Origin of the sequence: Thiohalocapsa sp. ML1 (assembly GCF_001469165.1) — a bacterium.
Lineage (GTDB): Bacteria > Pseudomonadota > Gammaproteobacteria > Chromatiales > Chromatiaceae > Thiohalocapsa.
The window spans coordinates 69194-88654 of record NZ_JABX01000011.1 but is presented as its reverse complement, the minus strand read 5'-3'; the positions used below and the strand labels follow the sequence as shown (position 1 = coordinate 88654).

Genomic DNA, 19461 nt, shown 5'->3' with positions numbered 1-19461 from the left:
GCCGGGCTGGCGCGCCCCGGACGAGGCCGTGCTCGACACCGCCATCGCAGCGCGCATCGCGCGGCGAAGCGCCGCCGGTTGCCGGGCCAGTATAGGTCGGCGGCATCGCCGGCTTCGCCCTCGCCGCCGCCGGGGTTTAGGCCCAGGTCGGACAACACGGCCATGACCGCGCCGAGGGCAACCCCGCTAGCCCACGGAGCCGGACCGTGCTAAGCGTGCATGTGCTCGGCGCCGGGGCCGGCGGCGGCTTTCCGCAGTGGAACTGCAACTGCGACAACTGCGCCGGCGTGCGCGCCGGCACGCTGAACGCGACGCCGCGCACGCAGTCGTCCATCGCCGTCAGCGGCGACGGCGCGGACTGGCTGCTGATCAACGCATCCCCCGACATCCGTGCGCAAATCCTAAGCTTCCCGGCGCTGCAACCGGCGCGGGCGCGGCGCGACACCGGCATCCGCGCCGTGCTGCTCGTGGACAGCCAGATCGACCACGCCACCGGCCTCTTGATGCTCCGGGAGCTGGACCGCAGGCTGCCGCTCTACACGACAGCGATGGTCCGCCAGGATCTCAGCACGGGCTTCCCGATCATCCCCATGCTCGGCCACTACTGCGGCGTGGACTGGCACGAGCTGCCCATCGATGGGGCCTGGTTCCGCATCGACGGCATCGAGGGGCTCAGCTTCTCCGCGCTCGCGCTGGCGAGCAAGGCACCGCCCTACTCGCCGCACCGCGAGGACCCCCACCCCGGCGACAACATCGGGCTCGTGGTGCGCGACGACGCGAGCGGCCGAAGCCTCTTCTACGCCCCCGGCCTGGCGTACATCGAGGAGCACCTGCGCCCCGCCATGACCGCCGCGGACCTGCTCCTCATCGACGGCACCTGCTGGCGCGACGACGAGCTGGCCAGCCGCGGCGTCGGCACCCGCCGTGCGCTGGCCATGGGTCACCTGCCGCAGTCCGGCGAGGGCATCGACGGCGGCGGCATGATCGACGCCCTCGCGCCCTTCGAGCGTCAGCGCAAGGTGCTGATCCACATCAACAACACCAACCCGATCCTGGTCGAAGACTCGCCCGAGCGCGCGGCACTCGCCGCCGCCGGCATCGAAGTCGCCCGGGACGGTATGGACTTAAGCCTATGACGACCGGAGCACCCGTGAGCACGACGCCGAGCGAGTGCACCGCCTGGACCCGCGAGCAGTTCGAGGCGGAGCTCCGCGCCCGCGGGCGCCGCTATCACATCCACCACCCGTATCACCAGATGATGGCCCGCGGCGAGCTGACGCCGGAGCAGATCCGCGGCTGGGTCGCGAACCGCTTCTACTACCAGATCACCATCCCGCGGAAAGACGCCGCGCTGATGGCCAACTGCCCGGACCGCGACACCCGCCGGCTGTGGCTCCAGCGCATCCTCGACCACGACGGCTACGACGGCGAAGAGGGCGGCATTGAGGCCTGGGTGCGGTTGGGCGAGGCCTGCGGCTTGAGCCGCGAGACGCTCTGGTCGCAGGACATGGTGCTGCCCGGCGTGCGCTTCGCGGTGGATGCCTATGTCAACTTCGTGCGCAGCGCCGAGTGGCACGAGGGCGTCTGCGCCTCGCTGACGGAGCTCTTCGCACCCAGCATCCACCGCCAGCGCCTGGAGAACTGGCCGCGGGACTACCCGTGGATCGAGCCGAGCGGCCTTGACTACTTCCGCAAGCGCGTCAGCCAGGCCGGCCGCGACGTGGAGCACGGCCTCGCCGTGACCCTGGCCTGGTTCGACACGCCAGAGCGCCAGGCGCGGGCCTTGCAGATCCTGGACCTCAAGCTCGACATCCTCTGGAGCATGCTGGATGCCATGTACATGGCCTACGTGCTCCACATGCCGCCCTACTTCAACGAGGACCACGCCTGATGCCGGCCGCCGACCCCAACGCCGTCTACACCGTCGCCCCCGGCCACCGCCTGCAATGGGAGGAGGCCCAGCAGTGCTGGGTGGTGCTCTACCCGGAGGGCATGGTGCGCCTGAACGACAGCGCCGCCGAGATCCTGCGCCGCTGCGACGGCGCAACGCCCTTATCCGCCGTCATCGCCGACCTGGAGCAGACCTTCGGCGCCCCCGACCTCGCCGACGACGTGCTGGAGCTGGTGACCGCCGCCTCTGCCGAGGGCTGGCTGAGCCGGGTGGCGACGGCGGGCGGCTGACGGCTCGCGCTGCGGAGCGCGGAGCGCCCGCGAGCCGCCGATGCGAGACAGCGCTGGATTGGAGCCGTGGCATGCGGCACGTGCAACGCCAGACCTTTAAGCAGGGTTCAGACGTGACCGCGTGCAGAGCCGAGCGCCATCAGTTTCGGTAGGTCCGCACTCGCGCGCAGCGGCAAGACGGAGAGGCGCTCATCCAGCGCAAGTCATCGCAGCCCGGGCACATGTTCCAGAGGTGCTCCAGACCCAAGTCGGCCAGTGCGACGCGCATTGAGCGCGTGGCCCCCTGGGCGCATCGCCCAACTTGAATTCGAAGCCATAGCGGCGGGCGCCGACCGTAACCAGCAAATCGAGCTCGGCACCGGCGTGGGTCGCCCAGACCCAGAAGTACGCGATGCGGGTGTCGAGCAAAGCCAAGACCTGCTCAAGCGCGGCCATGCTTCCACTACCCGCTGCGGCTCTTCGGTCGGCGCTGAGTCGTCTTCGCACACGGAGCCACCGACTGCCTGCAGTTCGTCGGTCCATAATATGCGTTAATCTTCCTTCTTCGGCGCCTTGACCACCCGGAACGACGGACACGCAGACGCCCCAGTGCTGGAACCCGGACACACACTGACCGGCCCTCTGTTCAACGAGCCCATGCGCGTGGTCACCGCCAACTGCGCAAACGGCCGCTGGACGCTCGGGCTTGTCGGTACGCAGACCGAGCGATTTCACAGCGTCACGCTGACGGATGCCGAGCTGGAAGGACTGTCCGTCGTCGGCGGCGCCTGCGGCTACGACGGCGATGCAGCGCTGCTGCGCCTCGGCCTGCAAGCCTACGCGCTCGGCATCGCCTGGGAGTTCGACCCCTACTTCGGCCTGTCCATCTCGCGCGTCGATCCGCTGCCGCATCAGCTTGCAGCGGTGTACGACCACCTGCTCAAGCTCGCCCGCGTGCGCTTCCTGCTGGCCGACGACGCCGGCGCCGGCAAGACCATCATGGCGGGGCTCCTGATCCGCGAGCTGAAGCTGCGCGGACTCGCCGAGCGGGTGCTGATCGTCGGCCCCGCAAACCTCGGCTTCCAGTGGCAGCGCGAGCTGAAGGAGAAATTCGACGAGGAGTTCATCGTCCTCAAGGGCCACGACATCCGCGACCAATTCGGCGTCAATCAGTGGCTCAAACAGCGCCAGGTGATCGCGTCGCTGGACCTCGCCAAGCGCGACGACATCCTGCCGGGCCTGCGCCAGGCCCACTGGGATCTGATCATCGTCGATGAGGCGCATCGCATGTCCTGGAGCCCGCCGGCGCGCAAGACCGCCCGCTATGCCTTGGGCGAGCTGCTGCGGGACAGCTCGGACCATCTGCTGCTGCTCACCGCGACGCCGCACAAGGGCTGCCCGGAGAGCTTTACCCTGTTCCTGCAGTTGCTGGACAAGGACGCCTACGCCGATGTCAGCTCTATCCGCCAGGCCATGGAGCGCCAGACCGCGCCCTTCTATCTGCGTCGCACGAAAGAGGCGATGGTCTATTTCCCTGAGCGCCAGCCGGACGGCCAATGGGTCGCGCGACCGATCTTTACCAAGCGCATCCCGCACACGGTGGAGTTCCAGATCGACGGCGACGAGTTTGAGCTCTACCGCGCCGTGACCCGCTTCGTGAAGCGCCAGAGCACCAACGCCGCCGCCCGGGACGACCCGCGCGCCCGCGCCGTCGGTTTCCTGATGGCCCTCTACCAGCGCCGGCTCGCCTCCAGCACCCAGGCCCTTCGGCGCTCCCTGGAGAACCGCGCCCGCCGGCTCGGCGAAGGCTTACAGCACGCCCAAGACCTTGCCGCGACGGCGCCGCCCGACCTGCCCACGGCGGAAGAGCTGGAAGAGCTGGAAGAAGGCGAGCGCGAGCGGCTGGAGCACCTGCTGGAGGCCGTCACGCTGGCCGCCAACGCCGCCGAGGTGCGCGAGGAGATCGACCAACTACTGATGCTGGCCCAACAGGCGGAGCGCGTCGAGGCCGCCGGCTGCGAGGCCAAGCTGTCCCGCCTCAAGGCCCTGATGCAGCAGGAGGGCTTTTTCGACCGTCCCGACCAGCGTCTGCTGCTGTTCACCGAGTTCAAGGACACGCTCAGCTACCTGATCGAGCAGCTCGACGCCTGGGGCTTTCGCGTCGGCTTCATCCACGGCGGTATGCGCCCCGGGTCCCGCGACGAGCCCGGCAGCCGGCTCTATGCCGAGCAGCAGTTTCGCGAGGGCCGGATCCAGATCCTGGTCGCCACCGAGGCCGCCGGCGAGGGCATCAACCTCCAGTGCTGTCACATCCTGTTCAACTACGACATCCCGTGGAACCCGAACCGGCTGGAGCAGCGCATGGGCCGCATCCACCGCTACGGCCAGCTCCGCGACTGCCTGATCTTCAACTTCGTGGCCACCAACACCATCGAGGGCCGCGTGCTGCACCGGCTGCTCGACAAGCTCCAGGCCATCCGCGACGCGCTGGACGACGACGCCGTGTTCAACGTCGTCGGCGAGGTCCTGCCGGCCGCCCACGTGGAGCGCGTGCTGCGGGACTACTACGCCGGGCGCCTCGGCGACCTTGACCTCGAAGACCGCCTGCTGACGGACGTGGACGAACGCCAGTTCCGCGCCATCTGCCAGAACGCGCTGGAGGGCCTGGCCTCCAAGACACTCAACCTCGGCATGCTGGTGGAGCGGCGTGCGCGCGCGCAGGAGCGCCGGGTGGTGCCGGAGACCATCGCCCGATTCATTGCCGAGGCGGCAAACTGCTGCGACCTGGCGCTCAAGCGTCTGCACACCCCTGCCCACACCTTCGAGCCCGGCCGCACGCCGGCGGCGCTGCGCATCCACGAGCACGCTGCGCACTGGCGCCTGCCGCCGCTGGCCGCGCGCTATCCGCGCTGCACCACGGACCGGCACACCGCCGACACCCGCAACCTGGAATGGGTCACGCCCGGACACCCGCTGTTCGAGGCCCTGAGGCGCGAGGTCCTTGCCCGCGCCCGCGACACATTGAGCGCCGGCGCAACCTTCTGGTCGCTCCAGCACGACCGCCCGGCCCGCATCGACATCTACCGCGCCCGCGCCGTCGATGGCCTGGGCCAGACCATCCACGAGCGCCTGTTCGCGGTCGAGACCAAGTCGGACCAACGCCACCGCCTGGTGGAGCCCTCGCTCCTGGGCGACCTGGCGCCCGCGCAGCACCCGGCAGCCCCGGGCCAACTGGCCGACCTCCCCGACTGCGAAGCCTGGCTCCATGAGCACGCCCTCAGCCCCTTCGTCAACGAGGTACGCGCCGAGCGCCGCGGCGAGATCGACCGCATCGGAGCGCACGTGAACCTCTCCCTCACCGAGCTGATGCAGAAGGCCGACGAGGAGATCGGCCGTGCCGCCGAGGATGCCGATGACGGCGTGCAAGGCGCGGAAGGCCGCCTCGCTCGTGCCGAGCTCCGGCACGCAGAGCTGACTGCCCGCCGCGAGCGCCGCCGGCTGGATCTTTCGCGCCAGCGCGCCGTCTCCCTGCAAGGCGTCGAGCGCCTGACCAGCGTCGCCGTGCTGCCGCACCCCGAGCGCGAAAGCCCGGAGCTGCGCAACCTGCGCCCGAGCCTGGAGACGGAGGCCATCGCCATGCGCGTCGTCATGGCCTACGAGACCGCACAGGGCCGAATGCCGGTGGACGTACACGAAAAGAACCTCGGCTACGACATCACCAGCCTGGACCCGAACGCCGGCGAGCTGCGGCTCATCGAGGTCAAGGGGCTCGGTGCCGCCCGCGGCCGGGTGCTGCTGACCCCGAACGAGCGCCGCGTCGCCGAGGACCGGCGCGACTGCTACTGGCTCTATGTCGTCACCAATTGCAGCGCCGAGCCGAAGCTGATTGAGCCGATCAAGGACCCGGCGCGGATCGACTGGCACGAAGTGGTGAAGGTGCAGCACTATTGGCTGGATGTCGACGCCCGGCATCGGCCGCTCGGTGTCGCCGAGGATCCGCAGACATTCCAGGGAGGCTGACCATGCCCAACGAATCCCACCACGATCACAGCTACAAGGACCTGTTCTCGCACCGCGAGATGGTTCGCGATCTGCTCGTCGGCTTCGTTCGGCAGGACTGGTTGGCCTTGGCCGATCTCGACTCCCTGGAGACGGTCAAGGGCAGCTTCATCACCGACGACCTGCGCGAGCGCGAGGACGACATCATCTGGCGTCTGCGCTGGGGCGACGCCTGGCTATACGTCTATCTGCTGATCGAGCTCCAGAGCAGCATCGACCGCTACATGGCCGTGCGCATCGCCAACTACGTCACGCTGCTCTACCAGGACCTGATTGCCCAAGGCCACCTGGCCGCTGACGGCCGCCTGCCCCCGGTGCTGCCCATCGTGCTCTACAACGGCGAGCCGCGCTGGAACGCGGCCGTGGAGCTGGCCGAGCTGATCGCGCCGGTACCGGGGGGGCTCGCCGCCTACCGGCCAAGCTCCCGCTACCTGTTGCTCGACGAGGGTGCCATCATCAATGATCCGACCTTCCCGGCGGAGGTCCGCAATCTGGCCGCCGCGCTGTTCCAACTGGAGCACGCCCGCGACGAGGCCACCTGGCTCAAAGTCTACGAGCGCCTGGTCGGACTGCTCGACAGCCAGGCCCTCGGCAGCCTGAAGCGCGCCTTCGGCCGGTGGATCTACAAGAGCTTCGTTCGGAAGAAACGGCGGAGCATCCGTCTCCCGGACATCGACGACTACCAAGAGGTACACGCAGTGCTTGAACAACGTGTTGAGCAATGGAACCGCGAGCTGATCGAGAAGGGCCGGCTCGAAGGTGAGTCTCGTCTGCTGCTGCGCATGATGGCTCGTCGGTTCGGGCCGCTCCCGGATTGGGTGGAGCCGCAACTCGCGCAGGCGACCGAGGCCGAGCTGCATGCATTGGCGGACAAGGTTCTGGATGCGGACAGCCTCGACGCTCTGCTTACGAACGGCTCGACAGGTCATTGATCGCAGCGGTGGACAGGCTTGGTGCTGACAACCGGCGCGGTGCTGACTTGCCGCCGACGGCCAGCGTGGAAGCAAGCGGCGGCGCTTCAGCATTGTGTGACCGCGAATTGCAGCCCCGCTTCGGTGGCTCTTGCGGGCTGACGAGAGGGTTTACCTGTGTCGCGATTTCGGCACTTTGACCCTGAGAGAGCGGACAATGATCATAACGCAGCACCGCTTTTTTCTCCTCAACAAAGGCTCATTTATCAAGAAAGGGCTGGTTGAGGAAGTTCGAGAAAACTTGCACCTTGAGTACAGGTTTCCTGAAAAGCCCGGCAAGCAGTCCATTTGCGTTTTCGAGCGCGGGGCTGGCGAGGGAGCGAAACCGATTCATGAGGTCATGTTCAGGAGCGAGGATTTTCCGGAGACGGCGGTGTCACTGCTAGCTTCGGCGCTCTATGGCGCTCGCGATGAACCGCATGCGGGGCTTGACGCTACGGTCAGCAGACCGGACACGGATAGGTCCGCATGATCCCCAAGGACTGCAAACGCCTTGCCGAGGTGGACTTCCCGATTGCCGTGGTGTCGAAGCATGCGGCCAAGGCCTCTCCGCGGACATCGCTTCCGACGCGGCAACGGGATTGCAGAACGACCTGGCGCAGGTGCTGAAAGATCTCGACATCGACCAGAGCGCGTCGGTGAATTCGAACTGAGCCTCGTTTGCGGATTCCAACCTGGCTAGCTGAACCATAGCGACCCGCAGCCAAGAGATGCATGCCGTGCTCGACGAGCCTGCCGCGCAGCCGGCGGGCAGTCTTGCTCGGCGTAGCGGCGCAGCAGCGGGATCGCGTCCGCGCCCAGCACCGACTTGCCGCCGCCGGTGGGGAGCCGCAGACACACGTAGGGTCAGCCCGAAGCCCTGGACGGCATAGGCGGGCTCGTCCGGCGCCGTCTCGGAGAAGGCCAGGTGCGGCCCGACCTACCGCGCCCGTGGCGCGAACCGCTCCAGCGTCGTCAAGGTGTCCAGTTGGTAGTGCTTGCGGTCCATGGGGCTGATGTCGGGATCGGCTCGGAGCTTGATCCGATCAGGCCGACTGAGCATCGCAAAGGGTGACATGCAGCTCGATCGCGTCCCAGGGCACGCAGAGCCGCCCGGTGCCGTCCTCCTCGATCAACGCCCAATCCAACAGCGGCGCGAGATCGGCGCGCACCGCCTCGGGATCGCGCTGAAGCTGCTCGGCCAGGGCTTCAAGCGAGGTTGCGCCAAGCCCCTTGAGCCGCTCCAGCAGCGCAAGGCGGCTCGGGGTCAGCACGCTAAACAACTGCGCGGCATCCGCGAAGCTCAGGTGATAGTCGACCTCGGCGGGCGTCTCGCCCGCATCGACTTGCCGTGCGACCGCCAACGCCCGTGCTTGCAGGCTGTCCCAGGAGTCGGTGTTAATGATCGCCTTCATCGCTGGCCTCCAGCGCGCTTGCAACATCCGCGGCGAAATCGCCGAGCAGTTGCGTTCCAGCCCGATGCCGTCGCCGCCCTCGCGCGCCGCCGGTCGATGCCAGAGCAATCCGACCGCCCACAGCAGCACCGCCTCCACGCCAGTCCGCGACCAATCGCCCGGAACATCGCCAGCCTCCAGCGGGGCCGGCTGCGCTGGGGCCGCGGGCTCTACGGCCGGGAAGCAGCGCCAAGCAGCAGAGGAACGGCCCGTCGGCCATCAAAGCTCGCGGCTAAAGCCGCTCCCACAAGCGCGCGGGCTGCCGTGGGTTCGGAGCGTTTCGAGGCAGGATTCTCGGGGCGCGAGCGCTGCCCAAGGCAAGGCGCATTTGTCGCCATTGATTGATGGCCATTGGGCGACCAGTGCGCGACCAGTACCCCAAGGCAAAGAAAAAGGGGCTACGGTTTCCCGTAGCCCCCTGATCGTGCTGGTGGGCCGTCAAGGATTCGAACCTTGGACCAAGGGATTAAGAGTCCCCTGCTCTACCAGCTGAGCTAACGGCCCTTGAGAGGGGCGGCGCTGCCGCTGTCGAAATTGGGGCGAACGATGGGGCTCGAACCCACGACCACCTAGGCCACAACCAGGTGCTCTACCAACTGAGCTACGTCCGCCATTGAAATCAGCCATTGACGTCGGCTTGCGGCGCCGTGCGTCAGCGTATCCCCATCGGCGGCACACGCGTCGGACTTGCATGTGACCGGCCGGTTCGGGTTGGCGCCCCGAGGAGGACTCGAACCCCCGACCAAGAGCTTAGAAGGCTCCTGCTCTATCCGCCTGAGCTATCGGGGCTCTGTGTCACGGGGCTCTGTCTCGCCGGCCTCTGTCTCGCCCGCCTAACGCCCCCCCCGGGCTTGCCGTGCCGATACCGTATCCCGCCGGTTGGGGCCTACTTTGACACCGCTCCCGCGAGAGCCTGCTTGTTGGTCGGGGTAGAGGGATTCGAACCCCCGACATCCTGCTCCCAAAGCAGGCGCGCTACCAGACTGCGCTATACCCCGGAGTGCCTGAACCGCCCCTAGATGCGATGCGCAGCGATCTAAGCCGTGGGAGGATAGCGCTGGGGGGTCGATCAGTCAAGCCTCGGCGAGGAATGCAGCAACGACCCCCGCGCGGGCTTTACAGACTCTCTGTAGCCCAACACACAGCAGGCTACTGCACCCGAGCTTACCCGACGCAGGCCGGAGAGTGCTTATCCCTATCCGTTTCTCGGCAAGGAGAGGATGCAGCGGCCGCCGCTTCGCGTGCGATAAAGTTGGTTCTTCCTCCTACCCGGCGTCAGGCCCCGCTCCGCCGTTGAACAGCCCGACTTCCGCACGGCTTTGCGCCGCGTCCGCATCTCTCGTATCCGATCTCCAGCCGCGATCCCCGCGGCCGGGCGCGGGACGCAAGACTCGCCGGGTAATCCGCCGGCTCCCGCCGCCCCGCGCTACGATGCTGGTCTTGCTCGGCCTGTCGGCGGGTGCGGCAGCGACGCCCCTCCCCTGGGCCGGCACGCAGAGCAGCTTCCTGCTTGAGGTAGGGTTGTTGGCGCCGGGTGACATCGGCGTCGTCGTGCCGTCGATCGGTGCGGGGGCGCCCCCGAAGGAGCGCCTGCGTGTGAAGACGACCGCCGCGACGTTCACGCTGAGCGAATCGCGCACCTCGCTGACAACGGGTGCCGAGCTGTTGCCCGCGGTCGGCTCCAGCGCTCATGTGGCGGACGCCATGGCCTCGGTGCGCGCAACCGAGTACCCGCCCGAGAACGACCGAACGGCGACTGCAGCCGCGACGCGGCTGCTTAGGGTGCGCGCGACGCACGCGACGGCAGCGGAAGCCCTGCAATCAGGGCCCTATTTCGGTCGCGCCATCGCTCGATCCGACATCGACTGGGCGGTGGAGCTCGCGCCAATAGCCAGCGCCAGCGGCACGTGGCCGACCGCGACGGCGGACAGCCCGATCCTCGCGTTCGATTGGGACTTCGACCTGCTCGGCCTCGCGACCCAATCCTTCAACGCCATCGGGAGCGTTCGGCACAGCATCAGCGTCGAACAGCGCGTCGGCGACCACACCCGCAGAGATCGGGTGGAGTTCGGAATCCAGATGCTGAACGGGAAGCTCGCCGTTCGGTCCAGCGCGACGAAGCCGTTCGAGGGGGCCGGCTGGCTGGCGGCGAACCTCGCGACGGACGGCGTGCTGCTGGGTCTCTGGGACGAGCCGGCGGCGCCGCTTCGCGCGGGCATCCCGCTTCTGCCCGTCACCGGCCCGGACGATACACTCAACATCGAAGTTCGCATCGAGCACCGCGAGTCCTCACAGGAGGTTCCGCCCTTCGCTACCGTGCAGTGGGGCAGCGCGCTGGGCACGGTGGTGCTGAAGGATGGCGAGCAGGCACCGAAGGTCCGTTGGGACCCCGCGACCGGCCGGCTGACCATCGACCCGATTCCCGCGGCGCAGCTCTGGGACGCCGCCGGCGACGCCTTGGCCGGGCCTGAGATGCAAGAGGATCCAGTCTCCGGCGGCAGCATCGAGATCGATCCGCTCGGCTACCTCGGCATGTCGGCGGGGCTGCACTATTTCGCGGGGGACCAATTCCGCCTCAAGGATGCGGGCGGCCGGCTGCTGCTGGCGGCCGAGCTGCCCACGCTCGTATACGACCCGAGCCTGGAAGACCTGCACGGCTTCACGTTCTTCGCGCCGATCATGTCCGTCATCGACGCCGATGTCACTGCATCATCGTGGTTGAACGCATTCCTGAGCCAAATCGACTTCACGACGCCGGGGATGCCGGCCCTCTTCTTCGGCACCCCTTCGGCCGCGCCGCTGAACTGGAGCGAGCGATTCACCCGGGGCGTGACCGGCCTCTTGTCTCTTGCCGGTGCCGGTGCCGGCGCCGGACCGGACGGCGGCATTCGCTCGGCCGTGAGTCTCCCGGCGAGCAGCCTGTTGATGGTGCTCGGCTGGGCCTTGCTGCTGCAACGGCGGCATCGTTGGCTCCAAAAGCCGCGCAGCCGGGCCGCGATCGAAACTGCGCCGGGGAGTTCTCTCGGCAGAACGCGTGACCTGGACTAACGGCCATGGCGATCAGCGCCCCCCCGGAGCATCAAAGGCGCTGCTCGCCATGGCCGTTGCCCTCACCCCGGCCCTCTCCCAGAGGGAGAAGGGAGACCTAAGGAGCGAGCTGCGCGCGACTTTCATGGTAAGCGCGGCCGGCGCCTGCGTCCACGCTAAACACAGGCGACCGGTCGCGCCGGAGCAGGAGCCGGCGTCGGAAACGGCCGGCGCCGAGTCCGGAACGACTGACCGTCAGAAGCGAAACGGTATGGATGCGCTGACGGTGTAGTCCGGGGCGCCTTCGGTCAAACCAACCCCGAACGCGACAGACAACAGGGCGTTGCGAGACAAGAGGGACGACGCGCCGAAAAATAGCGTCGAAGACACCTGGCTGCTGTCGCGCAGCGGCACGCCGTTAACCTTGGTTTCCTCCGCGAAGCTTTGCGCCAGCGCGACGCTCAGGGCCGTCTCCGGGCTCACCGCAAGCGAGGTCCCGAGTGTCAGGGCGAGCTCGTCTCCCGGTTCGACCCCGCCGCGCTCGAACGTCGTTTCGTAGCTGACGCCGATGCTGAAGGCGAGTGGGTCCTGCCGCTTCAACGCCGACAGACCGACGCGCAGCTCGTTGAAGCCGATGCCGAGTCCGATGTCGTCGTCGGTGCGGCTGCCGGTGTCGCTGTCCCAGACAACGCGGCCCACCAAGTCCGGAAGCCAGCCGCGTTCGCGCAGCAGGGTCTTGGAGAAGCCGACGCGAATATCACCGAAGGATGAGCCCGTGCCCTGCGGTGCGATGAAGCTCCCGGAGCCCTCCGGCAGTACGCGCTTCTGATTCACGACCCGGTACGGCAACTCCAGCTCGAGCTGCGCGTCGAACGGCAGCCCGACTTTCGCCCGCAAGCCTGCGTCATACTCGTTCCGACGGATCTCGGCAGTGGCCGGCGCCAGCGTCGTCGGCGTCACGATGAGGGCAGGCCGCTCGGTTTCGCGCCGCGCATACGAGAAGAAGGGCTCCACTTCCCATTGGCCCTTGGGAAGCAGCAGGACACCCTCCGCGGTCAGTGTCCGCTCGAGGGCTCGCTCGGCGGCCAGCTCATCGACATCCAGCGCCCCGGGCTCCGAAGCAGCACGCGGCGCCGGCTCGACCTCGGCTGCCGTGCTCGCGGCGCGCGGCGGTACGGCTTCTCCGGCCGCGTCGCCCGCACTGACGCGACGCTCTAGATTCTCAACGCGCTTCACCAGATCGGCAATGAGCTGGTCGCGCTCGCGCAGCTCTGCACGTAGCGCGGCCTCCGACGACTGCGCCAGAGCGTCGGCGGCGCCGATCGTGGCGGCAATCGCGAGCACGAGCGCTGTGCGCATCGGGGCAGATGGGGCGGATTGTTCTTCGGCGGCACGGATCACCACGGCTACTCCTTAGTTAAACTCAACTATGCGAGAGATAGACTCACTGATGCGAGAATGTAGACGCCAAGACGCGCGCACGAAACGCCGTGGCAAGCACCTGATGCCGCGCTTTCAATTCAGTGTGGGGAAGAGATCCGCCCGCGGCGCGAGATCATTCCGCGTGGGTGTCCCTGCCGGGGCCTCCACCACGAATCCCACTCGCCCGATGCCGGGGAAGTCTATCCACGCTCTATTGAACCGCGCAATGGTCATCGTCCTGTTCCCCCAAGCGGGATCGGCGAGCAAAACACGATCACCGAGGCGGCCCCGGAAGACGACGAAATGGTTGTAGCCATGGGTTCGGATCGCCACCAGAATCGGCGCTCGACGAACCAGATCTTGCAGATCCAGCTTGCCGAAGCCGACCCCTGTATAGCCGCGAGCGTCAGCGTAGCGTTTCAGATCGAGCAGCGAGAATCCCTGTTGCTGCCGGATAAGCTCGGGCTGGCGGAGATACTCGGGCCGATCGATGAGCGCCAAGGCGACCTGCTTCTCGGTAACGGGCTCGCCGTACTGGTAGCGCAGCAGCGTCGTCAGCGCCGCAGCACCGCAGCTCAGGTCATACTCCTGCAACACCACACTCTCGTGGCGTTGCTCGATGAGGGAGCGGACGGAGCGGACCGGCTCGGCATGCGCACCGTCCACGCACAGCAAAGCACAATAAAGCCAGAACAAGCGGAACATGCCAGTTGTCTCTTTCATCAGTTTGCTCACAGGTCGAGCCCCGTAGTCAGTCAACGCGGGAACGCGGAGCCATTTCAGAGGACATCTGCTTACCGCTTGCAAGCGTTCATCGAGGAGACGCGGAGCGAAGACGCGGTTTGAATAGGAAACGTCGTCGGCCATCAGGTCCGCTGGGCACTTCAATGTGGCTATTGTGCACGATGGAATCCGCTCCGTGGCGGAACCGACCGTACAAGTAGGCAAAATGGGGTCTACCCCTAGGTGAACGTCGGTGCGTTACCGTGAGCACGCTCCTAAAATCACCGATAGGCGTGCAGCGTCGCTTCGGGTGCGCTCAGCGGGTTGCAGACGAACGGCCATGGCGACCAGCGCCACCCCGGAGGATGAAAGGCGCTGCTCGCCATAGCCGTTTCCCTCACCCCGGCCCTCTCCCAGAGGGAGAGGAAGATTAAGGAGCGCGCTGCGCGCGACTTTCATGGTAAAGCTCGCCTGGTGCGGCAAGATCACCCGCAGATCCGACGACGGGGGACCTGCTGCGGCACCAGCATGCATCTGAGCGAGCGCGATCTGCGCCGGATCGACGACGACTACCTTCGGACGCTCACTCCCGAGCAGGCGCGCGTTGCTGCCGAAGATGATTGCCGACCTGAAGGCCGCGCACGAGCGCTACGCACCGCGTAACGTCCGAAGCGCGGAGGGCTGGCGTGGATGGATTCGAGCCCCCCATGTCGCGGTTGGTCCAGGACGTCATGGGGTTGCGGCGAAATGAGGCTCGTACCGATGCACAAGCGTGGGATGTCGCCGGCGGATCGGCGCACGCCCCTTCCTGAACAGGACGATGCGCGGGCGGGCGACTCAGCCGCCCTGCCGTAATCGTCGGTGCACTGACCGGCGTGCAGCGTCCGCTGTTACAGCTCGCAACTCCACCAGAGGTTGGAAAAATCGCAAGCCTTGCCGGTGCGATTGCCAGCGCTGGCGTTAAGCATAGACACCGCGGCTTGGCAGCTATCCGCCGCTGCCACGTCCGCCAGCACCGCCTCCGCCACGCCCGGGCTCGCATAGATCTCGGACACCACCAGACTCGGCGCGGCCGCGGGCGCCGTGTTGCCGCTGCCGCTGCCGCTGGAGCAGCTGCAGAAGGAACTGCCCTCACCGGAGGACGAACACGAGCAGTTGCCGTTCGGCGCGCTGCCCGCCGGGACGCTGCCGTGGGTCACCGCGCACTTCAGGACCACCATCGCCGGCCCGGTGTCGGAGTCGCCGGAGCCGAAGTCGGGACGGTCGAAGCCGCCGCGCTGAGCGCTCGCGACTCCGCTCGTCAGCACGGCGACGAGGGCGGCGAGGAACAGCAGCTTGCCAAGGAAACCAGGATTCATCACGAGACCTCCAGAAACATGATTGATCGACTGTGACTGATCGACTGTCGGGCAGGGGGGCGACGTAGCGCACCAGCGATCTCGCGCACCGCCGGGACCCAAGCGATGCCCCGTTGTCCCATTGCCCCGTTGTTCCATTGATGTCAGATAAGCAAACAGACCCTACGCGGGCGCGTAGGGTCTGCGACGCGCGGGATCAACCTTGCGGTCGAGACGCGTCAAGCAGGCTTAGTTGCCGATGATGACCGACGAGCCGGCGCTGCTGTTGGCCGAAGCGGTGCGGCCGAGCACGATTTCCGAAGCATTCGACACCCCGTAGTTGTAGGAGTACGCGGAAACGCGCGAGCCGGGGCGCAGAGCACCCGTGGTGTCGGCGTCAGCCATCGAGTCGCCGTAGGTGTCCGACGCCAATGTGCCCTCGGTATCACCCTCGACGTAGCCGTCGGCCTCGGCGAAGCTGCCGCGAGCGTACGCGTACGTGCGCGCACCACCCTCGGAGCGAACGACATCGATACCACCGACCTGAGCGGGGACGCGGGCCGTGTCAACCGTGTAGGTATCGCCGTAGGTTTCGACCTCGGTGACGGACTCCACGCCGCGGGCGCGTGCGCTGGCAAAGTACTCCGCGAAGCCGGCGGCCGTGACGCCGTCCATCTCGGCGGCGCTAAGGCGCTGCTCCGCGCTGACGGACGCACCAAAGACCAACAGGGACACGGTGCTTGCGGCAATGATCAGCTTCTTCATCATCATCTCCATAGCGGGTTGGGTTTCATCGTCGATTGCCTGCGCAGGGCAGGCGGTACTTACCCGACGTGCCGAGCTAGCCCGTCGAGTAATCTTGGCGGCCGCAGTTTGCGCGCCAGCGGCCGACTGGATTCGTTTCGGACGACACTCCGGGATTTGGACCGCCGCCGCGGCCTGACCCGGATTCAGCGTCCGCAGGAGGGACCTCCGCGGGAAGGGCCACCGCGCCCTCGCCCGTCAGACCCTCACCAGGGCCGGTGCCTTTGGATCATGGCGTGACGGTCGATCACATGGCTTGTCACGGATGAACCACTGACCACCGAGTAACTGCTGTGGCGGCCCACATGGTTGTGGATGCGCAACCCCGGGCCCGCGGTCGGGCCCGCCTGCTGATTGAGCCCCGCCGTGACGGCATTGTGACTGGCGCCGGGACCACGACCGGTCGCATAAGCGACACCGTAGTTGGTTACATAGGTGGAGCTGAGCGCCGTAGACAGCGCAGGGGTTTCCTCCGACACGTCGATGGCGGCGAAGGTCCTCGTATACGAAAAGGCGTTTCTCCCCTCCGCCCGCGCGTCGGCAACCGTCACTGCCTCGGGCCGCACGGCCTGACCGGCGACGACGGCATCCAACTGGGCATCGCGGAGCACGAACGCCTCGGCGTAGACGTTGGATCCACCGATGCACGCCAACAGGCCCAACATAGCCAGGCCTCGTTGATTCATTCCCGTGGTCTTCATGATGCTCCCCGGTTTTTCACTGGTTGGTCGCAATGTTTAATCGGCACACTCACAATGTCGTCCTCGCGCCCGCACTGCGACTCCAATTTGGAAAGCCGCGCCCGTCCCCGAAGCGAGCAGCGCTGATCGGCAATCACGCAAGTCGATTACGGCGAACGCTCCTGATTGTGCGACGCCGATATCCATGCGCGAAACGCTGCCGACGTGCGCAGTATAGACGCGGCGATTCGCGTGAATATGGGCACTTCGTCGAAGCCGATGGTCGGTGAATACCCTAGCAGTGGCGGACACCATTAGATGGCGGTAAGGAACGCACTTCCGGCATTAGGTCCAAGAGTTTACTCAACCACCGGCGAAAGTACCGCCAGGCAATCAAGGAGGCCCCTAGGCTCTCGCCGAAACCAGGGCATACCGAGCGTTTGCGGCAAGGATCTCCAGCCGCATCCTATATACGCAATTTGCATAACTTGGTCGCATCTACAATTGCGTCGGGAGCCCCCCAACCGCATGCATGCATGTCGCTTCATAGCTTCTATAAGCAAATGACCTCGCCCTAACTACGGGTTACCCCGGATGACGCGGGCTCACCTTTTTCCGCATGACGATGCATGGAAGCACTCTGTTTACATGGCGGGCACAATTGCCTACGCGCGCGCGCAGCAGGCACTTGTGCCCGCAGCGGTTTCGTCGCATGCCGCAACGGTCAGCTCGGTGAATGTTCGTCCGGCATCGAGGGTCGGTGTCAGGGATCGCCGTGCGGCCGCGATGACATCGCTCGGCGCAAGCAACCACTTGCACGGCGCAAGCGGGGCTCGGATGATGCTCACCTGACCGACGGCATCACGACCGGAGCAATGGCATGGGCGCACAGATCCTCGACGGGACCGCAACGGCAGCAGATATCCGCAAGCGGGTGAAGGAGCAGGTTGCAGCAGCGGGCGAACGCCCGCCGGGGCTCGCCGTGGTCCTGGTCGGCGAGAACCCGGCCTCGCAGGTGTACGTGCGCAACAAGCGCAAGGCGTGCGCGGAGGTGGGCTTCTATTCAGAGCTGCATGAGCTGCCGGCGGATGCCACACAGGCCGAGCTGCTGGCGCTGGTGGACCGGCTGAACGCCGATGAGGCCATCGACGGCATCCTGGTGCAGTTGCCGCTGCCGCCGCAGATCGACGCGGAGGCCGTCATCGAGCGCATCCTGCCGACGAAGGACGTGGACGGCTTCCACCCCTACAACGTCGGCCGCCTTGCGCTGCGCATGCCGTTGCTGCGCCCGTGCACGCCGAAGGGCGTCATGACGCTGCTCGCGCGCACCGGACAGTCTTTGGAGGGGCTGGACGCCGTGATCATCGGCCAGTCCAACATCGTCGGCCGGCCGATGGCGCTGGAGCTGCTGGCGGCGCGCTGCACCATCACCGTCTGCCACAGCCGCACCAAGGACCTGGCCGACAAGGCGCGGGCGGCCGATGTGCTGGTGGTGGCCATGGGCCGCGCGCGCTACGTACCCGGCGACTGGATCAAGCCCGGTGCCATCGTCATCGACGTCGGCATGAACCGCGACGAGCAGGGCAAGCTCTGCGGCGACGTGGACTTTGCCGCCGCGGCGGAGCGCGCGAGCTGGATTACGCCGGTGCCGGGCGGCGTCGGCCCCATGACCATCGCGAGCCTGCTGGAGAACACGCTGCAAGCGGCGGCGCTGCGCGTGCGCGCGTAGCGCGGTGCGGGCGCGGCTCGGACCCGGCGGGGCCGCTCAAGCGGTCGCGAGCCTGATCACGCCGGTGTCGATCAGTTGCTTGATCTTGCGATCGACCAGGCACGCGGCCCTAGCGAAGCCGTAATCATCCGGGTGCATCGGGTCCGCCCATTCGTGGTCGCGGATCGCACCGCGGCAATCGACGTGGTGCACCTCGATGGGGCGCTCCGGGCGCTGCCGCAGCTCGCGCGCCAGCTCGGCGAGCGCCTCGTTGTAGCGGTCCATGATGGCGGCGATCACGGCGCGCTGCATCGCGGCGTCCTGGATGCCGCGATGCGCCAACGGCTGCCCGAGCCAGATGTCATCGCGCGGGATGGGCCGGTCGTAGCCATGGAAGAGGATCGGCAGCTTCGGCCAGTGCTGTGCGATTTCCTCGAACAGGAGCCGATAACAGCGCAGCAGATCGGCGATGAAGTCCTCCAGATTCTCGTGCAGGTGGTCTTCCGGGCCGACGCTGTCCATGAGCTCCCGCACCAGGGCCGCCAGGCCGCCGTCGCGGACCATGTCGTTGCCGCCGCCGCTGATCAGAAAGCAATGCGGCTGGACCTGCTCCAGCGCGGGAAAGATCTCCGCGTGGCGTTCAGCGTAGATCGTGCTCAGCGTGTCGCCGCCCTTGCCGAGGCTGAAGACGGCATGACGAGCGGCGAGATGGTCGATGATGTCTTCGAGCAGCAGCGGAAACTGGAACCACGAGTCACCCTCGGAGACGATGCGAAGGCCCCGCCAGCCGGATGCGATGCGCGCCGCGTAGCGGTTCCTGCGCAAGCGGCGGGAGTAGGAGTTGAGCAGCTCCAGCGTGCGGCTGAGCTCGGCCGCGTCCATCACCACGCGGCCCTCGCGCGGTGCGGCGCGCGGGTCCATGCTGGCGTGCTCGTCCATGGCCGTGGCCACGTAGGGGCGCAGCATCCACTCCGGCTCCACGGCCGCCTCCAGGCGCGCCAGGAAGCGCTCCATGGACTCGGTGCGCCGCCCGGCGATGAACCTGAGCAGGCCGTTGCGCGGGTGGCGCACCAGGCGCCAGACCTGCGTCAGCGCGCGGCGCGTTGGCCGCGACGCCGGACAATCGATGTGCATCGC

General features: G+C 67.1%; 16 protein-coding genes and 4 tRNA genes. 9 read left to right on the top strand and 11 right to left on the bottom strand.

The genetic code is table 11. The features are described 5' to 3' along the window. Positions 1 to 206 precede the first annotated feature (206 nt). From pqqB to ML01_RS09145, 6 genes are all read left to right on the top strand, one after another. Complete coding sequence (gene pqqB, locus ML01_RS09175) at positions 207 to 1136, top strand: pyrroloquinoline quinone biosynthesis protein PqqB (RefSeq protein ID WP_058555096.1); 930 nt, start codon at positions 207 to 209, stop codon at positions 1134 to 1136. Then, positions 1133 to 1891 (top strand): pyrroloquinoline-quinone synthase PqqC, encoded by a 759-nt coding sequence (pqqC, locus tag ML01_RS09170; RefSeq protein ID WP_058555095.1) that lies wholly within the window; start codon positions 1133 to 1135, stop codon positions 1889 to 1891. The genes pqqB and pqqC overlap by 4 nt, the downstream gene beginning before the upstream one ends. Then, the gene (gene pqqD / locus ML01_RS09165; protein WP_058555094.1) at positions 1891 to 2181 is read left to right on the top strand and encodes a pyrroloquinoline quinone biosynthesis peptide chaperone PqqD; all 291 of its coding nucleotides are present in this window, start codon (positions 1891 to 1893) and stop codon (positions 2179 to 2181) included. Before pqqC ends, pqqD begins: the two co-directional genes overlap by 1 nt. Before the next feature lie 588 nt (positions 2182 to 2769). Beyond that, positions 2770 to 6180, top strand: coding sequence for a helicase-related protein (locus ML01_RS31165; RefSeq protein ID WP_216819147.1), 3411 nt, complete (start codon positions 2770 to 2772; stop codon positions 6178 to 6180). A 2-nt stretch (positions 6181 to 6182) separates the two neighbouring features. Beyond that, on the top strand, positions 6183 to 7151 hold the full coding sequence (locus tag ML01_RS09150; protein ID WP_156427623.1) for an Rpn family recombination-promoting nuclease/putative transposase: 969 nt from the start codon (positions 6183 to 6185) through the stop codon (positions 7149 to 7151). Positions 7152 to 7347: 196 nt separating this feature from the next. Further along, complete coding sequence (locus ML01_RS09145) at positions 7348 to 7662, top strand: hypothetical protein (protein ID WP_058555091.1); 315 nt, start codon at positions 7348 to 7350, stop codon at positions 7660 to 7662. Positions 7663 to 8215: 553 nt separating this feature from the next. Here ML01_RS09145 and ML01_RS09140 read toward each other — a convergent pair. The 5 genes from ML01_RS09140 to ML01_RS09120 all read right to left on the bottom strand — a co-directional run bounded on the left by ML01_RS09140 (position 8216) and on the right by ML01_RS09120 (position 9621). Then, on the bottom strand, positions 8216 to 8722 hold the full coding sequence (locus ML01_RS09140) for a hypothetical protein (RefSeq protein ID WP_254045185.1): 507 nt from the start codon (positions 8720 to 8722) through the stop codon (positions 8216 to 8218). Between the two features lie 329 nt (positions 8723 to 9051). Further along, positions 9052 to 9127: transfer RNA gene (locus ML01_RS09135), tRNA-Lys, on the bottom strand. 31 nt (positions 9128 to 9158) lie between these two features. Further along, positions 9159 to 9234 (bottom strand) — tRNA-His (locus tag ML01_RS09130). Positions 9235 to 9335: 101 nt separating this feature from the next. Beyond that, positions 9336 to 9412 (bottom strand) — tRNA-Arg (locus ML01_RS09125). A 132-nt stretch (positions 9413 to 9544) separates the two neighbouring features. Further along, a tRNA-Pro gene (locus ML01_RS09120) sits at positions 9545 to 9621 on the bottom strand. A 442-nt stretch (positions 9622 to 10063) separates the two neighbouring features. Here ML01_RS09120 and ML01_RS09115 point away from each other — a divergent pair. After that, positions 10064 to 11671 carry a hypothetical protein gene (locus ML01_RS09115; protein ID WP_156427622.1) on the top strand — a complete coding sequence of 536 codons (1608 nt, stop codon included), beginning with the start codon at positions 10064 to 10066 and terminating at the stop codon, positions 11669 to 11671. 234 nt (positions 11672 to 11905) lie between these two features. Here ML01_RS09115 and ML01_RS09110 read toward each other — a convergent pair whose 3' ends face one another. Together ML01_RS09110 and ML01_RS09105 are read right to left on the bottom strand one after the other, a co-directional pair. Next, complete coding sequence (locus tag ML01_RS09110) at positions 11906 to 13051, bottom strand: transporter (protein ID WP_156427621.1); 1146 nt, start codon at positions 13049 to 13051, stop codon at positions 11906 to 11908. A 114-nt stretch (positions 13052 to 13165) separates the two neighbouring features. After that, complete coding sequence (locus tag ML01_RS09105) at positions 13166 to 13807, bottom strand: C39 family peptidase (protein WP_254045184.1); 642 nt, start codon at positions 13805 to 13807, stop codon at positions 13166 to 13168. A 516-nt stretch (positions 13808 to 14323) separates the two neighbouring features. On the opposite strand from ML01_RS09105, the gene ML01_RS31030 reads away from it, so the two are divergent. Beyond that, entirely contained in the window at positions 14324 to 14458 is a 135-nt protein-coding gene (locus ML01_RS31030; protein WP_256363631.1) for a hypothetical protein, read from the top strand. 227 nt (positions 14459 to 14685) lie between these two features. Here ML01_RS31030 and ML01_RS09100 read toward each other — a convergent pair whose 3' ends face one another. From ML01_RS09100 to ML01_RS09090, 3 genes are all read right to left on the bottom strand, one after another. Continuing rightward, positions 14686 to 15153, bottom strand: coding sequence for a hypothetical protein (locus ML01_RS09100; RefSeq protein ID WP_058555088.1), 468 nt, complete (start codon positions 15151 to 15153; stop codon positions 14686 to 14688). Positions 15154 to 15381: 228 nt separating this feature from the next. Next, positions 15382 to 15897, bottom strand: a complete 516-nt coding sequence (locus ML01_RS09095; protein WP_156427620.1) for a hypothetical protein — start codon at positions 15895 to 15897, stop codon at positions 15382 to 15384. Positions 15898 to 16142: 245 nt separating this feature from the next. After that, positions 16143 to 16601, bottom strand: coding sequence for a hypothetical protein (locus ML01_RS09090; protein ID WP_058555086.1), 459 nt, complete (start codon positions 16599 to 16601; stop codon positions 16143 to 16145). 895 nt (positions 16602 to 17496) lie between these two features. On the opposite strand from ML01_RS09090, the gene folD reads away from it, so the two are divergent. Then, complete coding sequence (folD, locus tag ML01_RS09085) at positions 17497 to 18345, top strand: bifunctional methylenetetrahydrofolate dehydrogenase/methenyltetrahydrofolate cyclohydrolase FolD (RefSeq protein WP_058555085.1); 849 nt, start codon at positions 17497 to 17499, stop codon at positions 18343 to 18345. Between the two features lie 36 nt (positions 18346 to 18381). Here folD and ML01_RS09080 read toward each other — a convergent pair whose 3' ends face one another. Further along, a complete protein-coding gene (locus tag ML01_RS09080; RefSeq protein WP_058555084.1) occupies positions 18382 to 19458 on the bottom strand; it encodes an SGNH/GDSL hydrolase family protein in 1077 nt (358 codons plus the stop codon). Between the last annotated feature and the right edge of the window lie 3 nt (positions 19459 to 19461).